The organism is uncultured Piscinibacter sp. (genome assembly GCF_937952055.1).
GTDB lineage: Bacteria > Pseudomonadota > Gammaproteobacteria > Burkholderiales > Burkholderiaceae_C > Piscinibacter.
This window is the reverse complement of the sequence record NZ_CALFYO010000020.1, coordinates 45,490-59,263: the sequence shown is the minus strand read 5'-3', so window position 1 is coordinate 59,263 and position 13,774 is coordinate 45,490. Positions and strand designations below refer to the sequence as shown.

Annotated in this window: 8 protein-coding genes; 7 read left to right on the top strand and 1 reads right to left on the bottom strand. The window is 63.2% G+C overall.

The window, feature by feature from the left end:
- The first annotated feature begins 11 nt into the window (after positions 1 to 11).
- Entirely contained in the window at positions 12 to 1,916 is a 1,905-nt protein-coding gene (locus Q0599_RS11090) for a helix-hairpin-helix domain-containing protein (RefSeq protein WP_298829439.1), read from the top strand.
- Positions 1,917 to 2,174: 258 nt separating this feature from the next.
- On the opposite strand, the gene Q0599_RS11085 is transcribed toward Q0599_RS11090, so the two are convergent.
- The gene (locus tag Q0599_RS11085; RefSeq protein WP_298829437.1) at positions 2,175 to 3,020 is read right to left on the bottom strand and encodes a WYL domain-containing protein; all 846 of its coding nucleotides are present in this window, start codon (positions 3,018 to 3,020) and stop codon (positions 2,175 to 2,177) included.
- Positions 3,021 to 3,103: 83 nt separating this feature from the next.
- Here Q0599_RS11085 and Q0599_RS11080 point away from each other — a divergent pair, with 83 nt between their 5' ends.
- From Q0599_RS11080 to Q0599_RS11055, 6 genes are read left to right on the top strand one after another with little or no spacing between them, the layout of a single operon-like run.
- Positions 3,104 to 4,576, top strand: coding sequence for a Wadjet anti-phage system protein JetA family protein (locus Q0599_RS11080; protein WP_298829435.1), 1,473 nt, complete (start codon positions 3,104 to 3,106; stop codon positions 4,574 to 4,576).
- Positions 4,573 to 5,244, top strand: a complete 672-nt coding sequence (locus Q0599_RS11075) for a DUF4194 domain-containing protein (RefSeq protein WP_298829433.1) — start codon at positions 4,573 to 4,575, stop codon at positions 5,242 to 5,244. The genes Q0599_RS11080 and Q0599_RS11075 overlap by 4 nt, the downstream gene beginning before the upstream one ends.
- Positions 5,241 to 8,861, top strand: a complete 3,621-nt coding sequence (locus Q0599_RS11070) for an SbcC/MukB-like Walker B domain-containing protein (RefSeq protein ID WP_298829431.1) — start codon at positions 5,241 to 5,243, stop codon at positions 8,859 to 8,861. Before Q0599_RS11075 ends, Q0599_RS11070 begins: the two co-directional genes overlap by 4 nt.
- A 50-nt stretch (positions 8,862 to 8,911) precedes the next feature.
- Positions 8,912 to 10,003: a Wadjet anti-phage system protein JetD domain-containing protein gene (locus Q0599_RS11065; RefSeq protein WP_298830434.1), complete on the top strand. Its 1,092-nt coding sequence runs from the start codon at positions 8,912 to 8,914 to the stop codon at positions 10,001 to 10,003.
- A gap of 22 nt (positions 10,004 to 10,025) precedes the next feature.
- Positions 10,026 to 12,458, top strand: coding sequence for a TerB N-terminal domain-containing protein (locus Q0599_RS11060; protein ID WP_298829428.1), 2,433 nt, complete (start codon positions 10,026 to 10,028; stop codon positions 12,456 to 12,458).
- A complete protein-coding gene (locus Q0599_RS11055) occupies positions 12,455 to 13,756 on the top strand; it encodes an ATP-binding protein (RefSeq protein WP_298829426.1) in 1,302 nt (433 codons plus the stop codon). The genes Q0599_RS11060 and Q0599_RS11055 overlap by 4 nt, the downstream gene beginning before the upstream one ends.
- The last annotated feature ends 18 nt before the right edge of the window (positions 13,757 to 13,774 follow it).

The following is a 13,774-nucleotide window of genomic DNA, read 5'->3' as shown; positions in this document are numbered from 1 at the left end:
GCGGTACCGCAGTGGAAATCGGACGCGAACTTGGCAAAGGTGGCGAAGGTTCGGTCTTCGAAGCTCCTGCCCTCTCCAACCAAGTTGCCAAGCTGTATCACAAGGCGCCAGACGGGAAGAAGCAGGCCAAGCTCAGTTTCATGGCGTCGACCGCCGACTCCCAGCTCCTCAACTACGTCGCTTGGCCACAGGAGACGCTACACCCCAGCCGTGGTGGTCCAGTCATCGGGTTTCTGATGCCCAAGGTGTCCAACAAGGACCCCATTCACATGGTCTACAGCCCGGCACACCGCCGGCAGGACTATCCGAAGGCGGCCTGGGACTTCCTGCTATACGTGGCGCGGAACGTCGCCGCGTCTTTTGAGACTATCCATAGTCATGGTCACGTCATTGGCGACGTGAACCAGAACAGCTTCATGGTCGGGCGCGACAGCAAGGTAGTGCTCATCGACAGCGACTCGTTCCAGGTGAACGCACGCGGCACGATGCACCTGTGCGAGGTCGGCGTCTCGCACTTCACGCCCCCAGAGCTGCAGTCTCTGTCGTCCTTCGACGGCTTCATCCGAACGACGAATCACGACAACTTCGGACTGGCTCTGCTGATATTCCACGTCCTGTTTGGTGGCCGCCATCCATACTCCGGCGTGCCGCTTCGCAACGGCGTCGGAGATGCGCTTGAGACCGACATCAAGCACTTCCGGTATGCCTATGCCCGGGACAACCAGTCGCGCGGATTCAGTCCGCCGCCGCGCTCCATCCCCGTGTCTATGCTCCCGGATGCGATGGAGTCGATGTTCCATCTCGCGTTCACCGAGAAAGGAGCCTCAGGGGCTCGACCCTCGGCACATCAGTGGGTGGCTGCCCTCGATAGCGTCCGCAGCAGACTCAAGAAGTGCAGTTCGTCGGCGATGCACGTCTATCCGGACCATTTGGGCACCTGTCCTTGGTGCGCGCTGGAGAAGCAGGGCGTCGTCTACTTCGTCGACCTCGGTGCCACCTTCACGCCGACCTCGTCTGGTTTTGTCCTGACTCAGGTCTGGGGGCTGATTCAAGCCGTGCCACCGCCGGCGACCCTCAATCTTCCCACTCCGGGCAGCTTCACTGTGACGGCGAAGCCGCTGCCGGCCGGCATTCCTGGGGAAGGCGCGGTGACGTTCTACAGGCTAGTAGCGGTCGCCATCGCCGTGGCCATCGCCTTCGCGGCCCCTGGCGGGTGGGTCCTTGGCTTGCTGGTGGGATGGGCGGGATGGGTGATGGCAGGAGGAGCCGGCTCCGCTAAGCGCAACGAAGAACGTGCAGCCCGAAAGAGCTTCGCGGACGCCGCCGAGCAGGAGTACGACCGCCTGGTAGCCCGCGCCAAGAAGGAAGCTGGACCAGAGGGGTTTCATGCGCGCCGCGCGGAGTTGGCCAAGATGAAAGACGAGCTCGAGGGCCTGCCTCGCGCCGAACAAGACGAGCTGAGTCGATTGCATGCCACCGCCCAGGAGCGGCAGAAGGAGAGGTTCCTGAACACTTGCTTCATCGACCGGGCGAATATCCCTGGCGTTGGTCCGGCCCGCAAGGCGGCGCTGCGCTCGTTTGGCATTGAGACCGCTGCAGACGTCAGCCGGAGCCAAGTCATGCAGGTTCGAGGGTTCGGTGAGAGCCTGACGCGCGCCGTCGTTGACTGGAGACGCAGCTGCGAGCGGCAGTTTCAGTTCAACCCTGCAGCGGCCGTCTCCCAGAGCGACCGGGATGCCGTGCGCGCGAAGTTCGCGGCCAAGCGCATTGCGCTTGAGCGAACCTTGGTGGCTGGTCCCGGCGAGCTTCAGCAGTTCCGACAACGTGCAGCTAGTCAGTTGGTGACCCTCACCCCACAGCTTGAGGCGGCCGCTCGAAAGGTGGCCCAGGCGCAGGCCGACCTGGGTTTGCTTTAGAACTGGCGACCGCTCGACCCGTCTCGGCGCGGCACCAGCTTTGAGGTTGGTCGCGCAGCTAGGAGTTGGCAGGCCCGAGGAGCCGCCGTACGTGCAGAAGGGTACGAGAGCGGGGGGCTTTCCCAGCAGCGTCAGGCCAGGCAACAACTTTGCATGCTTCTATGCCGATGCGTTCGTGCTCGTCGCGAGCAGCGAAGAAGTGCACGAGCTCACGGAGCTCGCATACTTCGTCAAGCGGCTGCGTTGGTCAGGAGGCCCCTAGGCGGCGCTGCGAACGACAAAGTCGTCCTTGAAGTCAGCCGCGTTCTTCAGAAGCAGCTGGAACTCTGGAGGCATGTGCCGGCGAGCATCCGTGGCCAGACGTAGGTCTTGAACGGTGTAGCCCACCAGACAGCGGCGAACTTCAACAGTGCGGCTTGTCGCGCCGCCCAAGTACTCGTCCTGCAACAACTGGAGTTGGCCGGTGGGAAGGGCGGGATGCGCTACCACCTCCAGCTTCGCCATCTCGTTCCAGTGCTGGTCTGCTTCCTTGGTGGCCGGGCTCGGAGACCCTTCTATCGACCCTTTGCTGATGCGACCTAGCGCGTAATCTCGGAAGGCCGCTCTCTGTGTGCACCACGCCCGAACGTGCCAGCGTCGTGCCGCCCTAATCAGCGAATGAGGGTAGACCAGACGGTCGCGACCATCTGGCTCCGACAGCGACCTGTACCGAATCTGCAAGCCGACACGCTTTAGGCAGGCCTTCGTTGCCAGCGCGAACAGGGTCGAGGACACGGGTGAAAGGTCCAAGCGGAGGTCCTCAACGGCGAAGGTCCGAACCAACGGACCGACGCTGTCAACGAGCCGCAAGTACTCGTCTGGTGAGTTGCCTGCAAGACGAGGTCGGAACTGCTTTGTCGGCGTGACGGGCGCATGCGGGGAGACGCGTGTGATGGCGGGGCCGTAGGCGGCCACAAACGCGGACAGCAGCCTACTGGCCTGCACCGCCTGAACACCAAACACTTCGCGGAGTCTGGCGTTGTCGAGTTCGCCCTCCCAGCGCAGCAACACCTCCATCTCACGTAGGCGCTGTTGCGTTGGATTGCGGGGGGCCGGCTTGGACATTGTTATCTTACGTGCTAAATTAGCTATGACGATAATACTTCAAACGACAGGTACCGAAAAGCAAAGCCGCAGGGAGCGCGAAGTTGACCCAGGTCGAAAACGTTGACTACACGGCGAAAAGCTCCGAGGGTCAACCCGTGTTCTTCGAGGCAGAGCGCCTTCGCTTCTTTCGTCCGCTAAACAGTGCCAGGCGCGAGCTCGTGGCCGCATGCCTGCGTGCATTGTTCGACCGCCTGCACGGGCCGACGGCGGACTACGCCCACAACCTGACCCGCGAAGCCCTGCGGGAGCTGCTCTTTCCTGTCGTTCGGGACTACCAGAGCTTCGCTGCGGAAGAGGGCGGAGACGACGAGTTGAGCGCTCCCGAAGCAGACGACCCGCACGTCCTTGTGAGCATGGTCATCCGGGCGCTGCTCACCGACGGGTGGCTGGAACAGTTCGCAGACCGTACGGGCCTGGTCACGGCCTTCCGGTTCTCCCGCCCTGGGAAGCTGTTCGCCGAGGCGCTGTGGTCCTTGGACCGACCGAGCCGCAGCCGACAGCGAAACATGCGCGGTTGCCGCAACGCCTTGGAGGCCGCGCTTTCCGAGCGTGGCGACGCCCACGACCTCGTCGATGCCTACGAGTACGCCGAGAAGGTCATCGAGGACCTGACGGACGGCATCGACTACTTCCAGGAGCTGGTTCGCCACCTAATGCAGGAGGCGTCTGCGCGCAATCAATGGGCAGACTTCGGTGAGTTCCTTGAGCGCTTCCGGCGTGACTACTCGAAGCAGCTCACCATCGAGAACCCGACTTCCAATCGCCAAGCCATCGTCCAGAAGCTCGAAAGCCTGCGGCTCGTACCTGAGTCCAAGTTCAAGCGCATGGAGCAGCAGCTGCGCGACGTCGCCCATTGGGCGGTGAAGGAGCACACCGGAGCCTCGGTGTATGACTGGCTGCTCAATCGCATCGAGGACATCGTCGATGCCGCGTGTCAGTCCAAGCAGCCTGCGTTCCTCAGGGCGATGGACACCTACCTGAAGCGGGTCAACGGGCTGGCACTGCAGTCCATGATGCTGCGCTCCGGCCAGACGCGACACGCGTACTTGGCAACGATTCAGAAGCTGGCGGAATCCTCTGAGGAGGAACAAGACCGACTCCTCACGCACGTCGGCCAGTTCTTGGCGCCGGCCGAAGTCCGTCTCTTGGACCCTGCGAGCTTCAAGTTGAAGACAGCGACGCAGCGACGCAAGGCCGTCACGGTGTCCATACGGCCTCGCCCATCTCGCGAGGAGCGCCTTGCCGCAGCCGTCGCGCGCGCCGAGGCTGAGGCCTTCTCCATCCCGAACGAAGAGGTCGCCCAACGCATCCGGGCGGACTTGCGCGTCTTTCAGCACCCCATCCGCGTCTCGGCTATGCCGACCGCGACAGCACGAGACCTGATTCGAGCCATGCAGGCTGTCGAAGCAGCGCGCAGCGACGGTGGCGCTGACCTGGTGGTCAAGAAGCTCCCAACCCGACTGGAGAACGAGTTCTACAGCGGCAACGACTACGAAATCGCTCTGAAGAAATGAACATCTCCAGTCTCATCAACGAACAGCTTGCGCTAGCCAACCTGAAGCAGGAGCGGTTCCGAGAAATCCTGACTCGACTGCTGGCTTATGGGGTCATCCTGCGCGACGAAGACCGGACCGAACAGCTGCTCTACGACGATGCCCGTCGAGTCGAGAACCTGCTGGAGGATTACCTGGACATCGCGGGGTTCCGGCTCCACCACGACAGCACAAACCAGTTCTACCGGCTCTACGTGGCGGGCGCCATAGTCGACGGCCTGAGCGAGGACGTCTACGAAGCGGCGCCAGCACTTCGCGCACGGGTCTCCCCAGACTTCGTGGCCATGGCGCTGGCCCTGCGGTTCCTGTACCAGAACAAGCTCAATGCCGGCGAGATAGAGGCGGACGGCGAGGTCTCGGTCGGATTTGAAGAAATCGCGGCGACCATGCAGACCCAGCTCAAGCGCCCGCTGCCCAGCAGCATGGGTGACAAGATGGCGCTGTTGGCCGAGCTCAAGCGCCATCGGCTGCTCCGCTACACAGCCGAGTTCTCCATCACCAACGAAGACGCGCTGCTGGCCATCCGCCCGACCATCCTGGGCATCGTCTCCAACGACGCGCTCAGCGCCGCCCTCGACGCAGACGGAGTCGTCGAGGCCGAAGTAACGGCGCAGGAGGGCAACGAATGAAGCTCGACCGTCTGGTCCTCGTCAACTGGGGGCAATTGCGCCCGGCCAACTACGAACTGGGCAACATGACGTTGCTCACCGGGCCTACGGGCGCCGGCAAGTCCACCATGCTGGACGGCCTACAGACCGTCATGACCGCCGCGTATCAGGGCATCGTCGCCTACAACCCCGGTCAGGAGGAGAGCCAGCCGGGCCAGCGGCGAGGAAAGACGAAACGGACGCTCGAGTCGTTCGTGGTTGGCGCAGAGTACAGCCGATTCTCGCGACCTTCGGGCGCCCAGGGCTACATCGCCGCGGTGTTCCGGCCCGGGGCATCGGACGGTACAGCCAGGATGTTCACCGCCCTGGTGGCCGCGGCGGCGCGCGTGGACGGCACTACCGAGCGCCGGGACGCGAAGCTTGAGCGCGTGGTCCTGGTCATCGTCGAGGACGCGGCGCTGTCGGTCGAGGAGTTCTTCGATGACTTGGACCAAGGCGTGTGCGTTCCCGTGGAGGACATCGTCAAGCGCCTTAAGTCGAAGTACCCGAAGGTCGTCGCCTACGACGACCATAAGCGCGACTACCTGTGTGGGCTCTATGGTCGATTCCGCGGGCGTAACTCCATTCCCTGGGAGGAGGCGCAGAACGCGGCCAGGGCCTGGTCCCAGTCAATCGCCTACCGGCCCATCGGCTCGGTGCACGACCTGGTGCGCGAGGACATCCTGGAGTTCGATGGCAAGGCACTGCAGGAGAGCATCAGTCGCATCAGCGACCTCATGCGTCAAGTCACCAGCCTGAAGAACGAGGGTAAACGCCTCGAGACGGCGGTTGGGCGGCTGCGTGAGTTGAAGGAACTCACTGGCAAGACGGCGGCTACGTTCGAGGAGCAGGTGCAGTACGACCTGCTGCTGGCCAAGATGCAGGTTGCGGCCGACGAGGAGCGCATCGCTCTGGAGCGACAGCGCATCAAGGACGACACCGAAATCGCAGAGCGCTACGCCCAGAAGGCGAAGACCCAGCAGGAGCTGAAGAGGGCGGTCGACAAGAGCCGTATCTCCATCGCTGCACGACTAGAAGGTATCCCTGCGCACACGGAGAAGCAGACGCTGGACGAGCGCCTCGCACGGGCAACTACCGCCGCTAGAAACAAGCTGGGCGAGCTTCACGCGGGCCTCCATGCCGCGGCGCAAATCACGAACGCGGCCGATGGCTTGCTGCGGCGGCCCATCCCCGAGCAATTTCCCAAGCTGAAAGCCTCCGTGGAGGCGGTGGCCAAAGCCGTCTCGACCACCAACGTGTCTAGGCTTGCAGGCTTGCTCGATGCCGTGGTCGACGCCAATCGTGATGCCGAGTTGGTTGCCGAGAAGCTCTTTCAGCTCGCACCCGCCTTCAATGGTGTGGGTACCGGCCTGGATGTGCTGCACGCAGCGATGGTGGGCGCCGACGAAAGCGTCCTCGTGGCCCTAGCTGCAGAGGCCACCACGCTGGCACAGCGAGTCGACGCTGCCAAGAAGGAGCGCAAGGACCTCGCTGAACGCAAGGAGCGTCTTGCGGCGGGCGCAGGCAACTACAGCCGCGACACGGTGCTCGCCTTGGAGCGCATCCGAGAGCGGTTGCCAGACGCCGGTGTGCAGGTGCTCTGTGACCTCGTGGAGCCGGTGTCGGAGGAGTGGCAGCAGGCCATCGAGGGCTACCTCGACAACGCCCGCTTCAATCTCATCGTGAAGCCGGAGTGGGAGGCCCGTACCGTCGACTTCCTGCAATCTTGGGGCTCGCGTTCCAAGGTCGTGCAAGGTAAGCACTGCCTGGAGCGGGCGGACCCGTCCCGCGTGCCGTCGGACTCCATCATTCACGAACTGCGCACCGAACACGCCATCGCGAAAGCCTACCTCATCGAGCAGTACGGCTCCGTTGTCAAGGTGAAGGATTCGGAAAAGTTGCGGTTCACGCCTCGAGGTCTTACCAAGGACGGCAAGGGCAGTGGTTCGCGGACGATGTTCGTTGGCGAACGTCGCGACCTGGTACTCGGGCTCAAGGCTCGGGAGAGTGCGCTTCAAGCCACGACCGAGCTGCTCGAACAGACCGACCGGGAGATTCAGGAGTTCGAGCAGCTTCAAGGTGTTCTCGTTGATTTCCGACGCGCACTCACGGGCCTGCGCGAGCCTTCGTTCGACGCCGCGCCGCTTGCGCAGTACGCCGGCGACATCGACACCGTTCGTCGCTCGCTCGCTCAGCTGGACCTAAAGGAGGTCGAAGAGCTGCGAGAGGAGCTCAAGCGTCTCGAGGACCGCATCGCCGAACATGACGAGGAAATCAAGCTCGCGAACAACACAGTGACGTTGGCTGACCAGCGCATCACGGAGGCCGAGGCGGTCATTGAGCGAGTCAAGAAGGGCCGTGACGCCCGTTTCCAGGAGCGCGACAACCAGCTTCGCCGGCTGAAGCACCTGTGCGAGGCCAATCCTGAGAAGACGTATACGGTGCTTGCGCAGCAGGTCGAGGACCTCCTGGCGTCAAAGCGGATGGACGTTGTGTGGGTGCAGGCCCGCCTCAATCACCTCCGCAGCCAGCCTGAGAGCCTGCTGGGCGAGGTGCGGGAGATGCTGGCCCAGTACAACCCCAGCGTGCGTCAGGAAGAGCGCTTCGCTCCATTGCCGCACCACCACGACGCAACCGGCTTCGACCCCTACTACGGCCCTCTGGTGCAGCTCGGCCAGGCCGTGAGCGAGCTGCACCGCGATATGGAGAGTATCGGGCTCTACAACAACCGCGCCAAAGTGGAGGAGGCGGAGCGCTCGTTCCACGACGTGTTCACCAAGCAGTTCTGCGTCGAAATCAAGAGCAAGGTCGATGAGGGTGTGCGCATGCTGAAGCAGCTGAACAACGAGCTGGAGAGGCTCAAGTTCGGCACCGACCGCTTCAGCATCGACTGGTCCAAGTGGGAACCCGAATTCCTGGAGTACTACGGCTTCTTCTCAGCCGTGGCCGAACTGGCAGACTCACCCGACACGGTCGACCTGTTCGGCGACACCGAACTCTCTCCAAAGCACGTCGAAGTCCGAGACCGGCTGGTCAAGTTGCTGCTGGACCCGGACCAGGAGCGTGCCGGGCGAGAGTTGATGCGAATCGCCGACTACCGGAACTACCGGCGTTACGAAATCTGGAACAACTCCGACAGCGGGGGGCGTATCCCGCTGTCGACCTGGGGTACTGGGTCAGGCGGTCAACTCGAGACCCCTGCCTACATCGTCCGGGCGGCGGTGGTCAGCAACAGACTCAAGCTTTTCGAGAAGGGCGCCAACCTGCGGATGTTGGCCAGCGATGAGTCGTTCTCGACGATGGACGAGTCAAGAGCCAGGTCTGTCCTGAAATACCTGCGAGACACCTTGGATATCCAGGTCATCAGTGCCATGCCCACACGCGGGGCGGGTGGCCTTAGGCCTGAGTTCGACCGGGAGTACAGCTACAGCCGGGTGACCGTGCCGGAGAACGGTGAACTCGACTTCATCCTGGAGTGCGACGAGCGCATCTTTAGGAAGGACCGCATGCGCGACCTCTGGGAGAAGCAGCGGGCGGCGGTGCGTGAACAGGCCAAGCTCGCGTTCGAGACCGCTGAGCCGGCGGAGCCGACGAAGTGACCGTAACGCCCCTTTGGCTGCAATCCGAGCCTGTCCGCGAGCTGTTGAACGTGCTCGTGAACCGGCTCGATGCAGCGGAACAGCGTGGGAGCTCAAAGGCCCAATCCGTAGCCCTGGGCGACCGAACCTGGCCGGCGCTCTACAAGGCACCCATGGAGTCCACGAAGGAGGACCTCTGGGAGCATGTTGTCGCCATGGCGAAGTGGGGTTGGTTGCAGGTGAAGCCGGAGGACGCGGTCAGGTCTCCATCGGGATACGCTTCTTCGCCACGGGTCACTGTCCTCGATGAAGACGCGATACGCCGAGCGGTTGGCCGACCAGAGCGCCAGCGCAGTTCGGTCGTGCGCTGGCGCGAAGCGGTAAACAGCGGTCTGGATGCGCCAGAGGCCGTCAAGCGCGCTGTTGGCGACTACTGCATAGACATGCCCGACCACTCGATGGCGGAGGTCGTTTCCCAACTGAACAGGCTCCGTGGACTCGCCGACAAGCCGATGTTGCTGCGGGAGGTGTCGTCTCAGCTCTTCTGGGGAATGTCCAAAGTGCTGGACAAGCGGCAGGGCCTAGTGGCCGCAATTCTGGGGGTGGACGAGTGCCCGTTTCCGGAGTCGCCCATTCAACTGCAGGTCTACCTGCCAAAGGCTGGCTACCGCGGTGTGCTGTTCATCGAAAACCAGATGAGCTTCGAACAAGCGTTGCGCTCCACCAGTGGGGCCTTCGACCGGCTCGCTCTGGTCTTCGCCTCGGGGTTCAAAGGCAGCGCCCAGCGCCTGAGGAGCTCTACCGGGTGTTCGCTGTTCTACGCCGGCAGGGGCGCTCTGGGAGGAGACCTGCAGGTCGCGTTTGAGGCCTGGCTCTTTGGGCAGGGCAGCACGCCTGTCTTCTTCTGGGGCGACCTTGACTACTCGGGCATGCGAATTCTGGCCGCGATGCGCTCGACGTTCCCCGATTTGGTGGGATGGACTCCCGGATACGCACCGATGCTGGCAGCATTGCTTGCAGGAGGCGGGCATTCTCCGGAGGCGGCTGAGAAGCAGGGCCAGCGACCGGTCGTCAGCACAGGCTGCGAGTACGCAGACAGCAAACTCCTCCCGGTGCTAGCGCAATCGGGGCGCTACCTAGACCAGGAGCTGTTCAGTCCATGAACGGAGCGGGAGACCAACAAGAATGGCAAGAAGAAAGAAGTCTGGCTCGGGAGGCGTCATAGGAGCGCTGGTCATCGGCGCTATCGCGCTGCTCGCAGCGATTCCCAAGGAGGTCTGGATTGGCGCAGGGGTGCTTGCCGTCATCGGCATCGCCATCTACATGTACGGCCAGTCGAAGAAGGCTCAAGACGTCATCGAAGAGCCGCCGCCTGAGCCAACCCGGTCGGCGCCACGCTCCCTCGAAGCTGCGGCAAGAACGCGTCAGACGTCATCCGGAACCCCAGCACCCCGGTACGTTGAAGACGCCGAGCCCGTAAGCGTCGGCCAGTCTTCCGGCGCCTACCGGACCTCCTCGCCGTCTGCACCAGCACCGCCTGTCTCCAACTTCAGGGTTCCTGCCGCTCCGAAAGGGTACGGCGTCGGCCGGTGGATTCCACCTGGCGAGTCGGTGAGCATTGCGGGCCTGACTATTCCCGGGGGGATGGTCTATGTCGGCAATTCGCTAAGCACACCGCTCGGGGACAACGACCCTTGCCTCATCGACCCCTCGAAGACGGTAGCAGCGCGCGCCGAGTACACCGAGCGCGACATGGGCTACTGGCCCAGCTACTCGGAGGTTTCCCCGAGCGCCCGACGGGCCTACCTCAAGTGGCTCACGGGTGGTCGCCAGGACCCGCGCGCGGACATCGGCTACGTCTTCCTCTTCTTCTACGGTCTTGAGCGTCGGGCAATCATCGACGCGTCCAAGGACGAAACTGCCCAGGCCGACTGGCCGCTCATCGCCGACGAGCTGCGTCGGCTTCTGAGCATCTACGGGGAGAAGTCCCATTCGTTCAGGCGCTACGCAGGCGAGCTGCTGGACTGGGTCTCGTTGGCCTCGCACCCGGCAAGACTATATGAGCGGCCCGTCCCCGAGCTTCCGCGTTCGTTCGAGCTGCCGCTCTACATTCGACTTGCCCTGGGACAGGCGGCAGTAGACAGTGAACCCGTGCCTGCCCACCTTGCACTGGCCTGGGCAAGGCTCGACCCGAACATCGCGCTGCGCACACCAGCAACGCGCTGCGCCGAACAGTTCGACCAGTTGTTTGCCCAGAAGTACTCCGAGCTGTGTGGCCAAGGGATGGTCCTGCCTCGCAACCGGACGAAGCTGAAGCTGGTTTACCGTCCCGCGTCCTCCGGCTTCAGGGGATATCAAGAGCTCAAACTGACATTCAAAGACACACCCGACGTCACTGTGCTGACGGCCCCAATCAAGAAGCTCCAAGAGGTCGTTGAGGCGGCCACCAAACCGCTGGAGTCGTTCAGCCGCCTCGTCGGCAAAAGCCCAGATGCCAAGACGTCGCTCGAAGCATTGCTTCAGCTCCCAGCGCCGCTCTGGCCCGAGAGCGCCCAGAAGGCACTCCAGGCCTTGAAGGCGCGTATGGGCGAAGGCATGGTCGCCATGTCGTTCCAAGACTTGCTGAGCGCGCTCGGAGCCAAGACAGCGTTCACGAAAGACAAGACGCTGTCATTGGCCCGAACACTCGAGTCGGCAAATGTCGGCTTCGAGCCCGATGTGCTGAGCGGCGCGAAGCCGCCAAAGCCCGAGGAGAAGGTCGTTCTGTTCGCGCTACCGCCATCGGAGCAGTTGTCGCGTGCAAACGGGCCGTACCTCGCGGCTGCGTTGACGCTGCAACTGGCCTCGGCCGTCGCCTCGGCCGACGGAGAGTTCGGCATCAAGGAGATGGGCCACCTGCGCGAGACAGTGCTGTCCTGGAAGCACCTCACACCCACCCAGACCAGACGTTTGCTTGCCCACCTCAGGCTGTTGATGCAGGCGCCTGCGTCGCTGACTGCTCTCAAGAAGAAGTTCGAGCCGCTGGATACAGCTGTCAAGGAGACCATTGCCGCGTTCATGGCGACCGTCGCCCAGTCGGACGGCGAGGTGTCGCCAGCCGAGGTGAAAATGCTCGAAAAGGTCTACAAGGCCCTGGGCGTCGACCCGAAGAAAGTGTTCTCCGACGTTCATGCAGTTGCTGCCGGTACGAAGCCGACAGCCGCTGCTGTGGCCAAGGCCGAAGAGGCCGGCTTCAAGCTCGACCCGGCTCGCATCGCTGCGCTGCAGAAGGACACCGAGAGGGTTTCGGCGCTGCTGGCCAACATCTTCACCGAGGCAGAAGAGCAGGTGGCGGCGGCAGAGCCTGTTGAGGCTGAGCCCGAGACCGAAACGGTCGAGGCACCCAAGGGCCTCATGGGGCTAGACGAGGCGCACTCGGCGCTCGCCCGGATGATGCTGTCTCGCCCGGAATGGAGCCGCGAGGAGCTGCTCGACGTGGCTGCTGACCTCGACCTGATGCTCGACGGCGCCCTGGAGCACATCAACGAGGCGGCGTTCGATACACATGACATGCCGCTATTCGAGGGCGAAGACCCCGTGACTGTGAACGCCGAAATCCTGGAGAAAGTGGAAGCATGACAACGATTCGCCCAAAGGACCGAGACGCGGTCATCCAGTCGCTGCGCGCCGGCGTGGTGCCTCGCACGGGTCAGCACCTGGTGCAAGTCGGACGCACGCGGGAAATCGAGACGCTCGTCACCGACATCGACCGCATCGCCGACGGCGGGTCGGCGTTCCGCGTCGTCATTGGCGAGTACGGGGCTGGCAAGACCTTCTTCCTCAACCTCGTTCGCGCGGTGGGCATGGAGAAGAAGCTGGTGGTGGCCAGCGCGGACCTGAATCCGGACCGGCGTCTTCACGCCAGTGGCGGCCAAGCTCGTTCGCTCTATGCCGAGCTGATGCGCAACCTCTCGACGCGTACCAAGCCGGATGGCGGCGCGCTGAGCGGCATCGTCGAGAAGTTCATCGCGACTGCCAAGACCGAGGCGAAGGCATCAGGCCAAACCACGGAGGCAGTGCTGCGCAAAAAGCTGGACCAGCTGACCGAGCTAGTGAATGGCTACGACTTCGCCGACGTCATTGCGGCGTACTGCCGCGGCTACGAGGAAGGGAACGAGCAGCTCAAGTCTGATGCCGTTCGCTGGCTGCGGGGCGAGTTCAGGACCAAGACCGACGCCAAGCAAGCTCTCGGCGTTCGGACCATCGTCGACGACGCCGCGGTCTACGACCAGCTGAAGTTGATGGCGCGGTTCGTCCGCCTGGCGGGCTTCTCCGGCCTGCTTGTGAGCCTGGACGAGCTTGTGAACCTGTACAAGCTGGCGAATGCGCAGGCCCGCAACTCGAACTACGAGCAGATTCTCCGTATCCTGAATGACTCGCTGCAGGGCACCGCCGTAGGGCTGGGCTTCGTGCTTGGCGGCACGCCAGAGTTCCTGCTCGACACACGCCGAGGCCTCTACAGCTACCCGGCACTGCAGAGCCGGCTGGCGCAGAACACGTTTGCAACGGACGGCCTCGTGGACTACAGCGGGCCGGTGGTGCGGTTGTCTAGCCTGACCCCGGAAGACTTCTATGTGCTGCTGCAGAAGATTCGTAGCGTCTACGCCTTCGGGGACCCGGCTAAGCACCTGCTGCCCGACAACGGGGTCATGAGCTTCATGGAGCATTGCTCCAAGCGCATCGGCGATACGTACTTCCGTACACCGCGAACGACCATCACGGCCTTCATCAACCTGCTTGCCGTGCTCGAACAGAACCAAGGAACGGCCTGGCAGGAACTCCTTGGCGGCATCGAGGTGGCAGTCGACAACGGTGGCGCTGGCGACCAGGCCGTTGAAGCGGATGACGGCGACGAGTTCGCATCCTTCAAGATGTGAAGGGCCGGTAGAGCAGGT

Excerpts from the sequence above, each read along its gene's own strand:
- Q0599_RS11085 (WP_298829437.1), bottom strand. The coding sequence starts at position 3,020 with ATGTCCAAGCCGGCCCCCCGCAATCCAACGCAACAGCGCCTACGTGAG.
- Q0599_RS11075 (WP_298829433.1), top strand. The coding sequence starts at position 4,573 with ATGAACATCTCCAGTCTCATCAACGAACAGCTTGCGCTAGCCAACCTG.
- Q0599_RS11070 (WP_298829431.1), top strand. The coding sequence starts at position 5,241 with ATGAAGCTCGACCGTCTGGTCCTCGTCAACTGGGGGCAATTGCGCCCG.
- Q0599_RS11060 (WP_298829428.1), top strand. The coding sequence starts at position 10,026 with ATGGCAAGAAGAAAGAAGTCTGGCTCGGGAGGCGTCATAGGAGCGCTG.
- Q0599_RS11055 (WP_298829426.1), top strand. The coding sequence starts at position 12,455 with ATGACAACGATTCGCCCAAAGGACCGAGACGCGGTCATCCAGTCGCTG.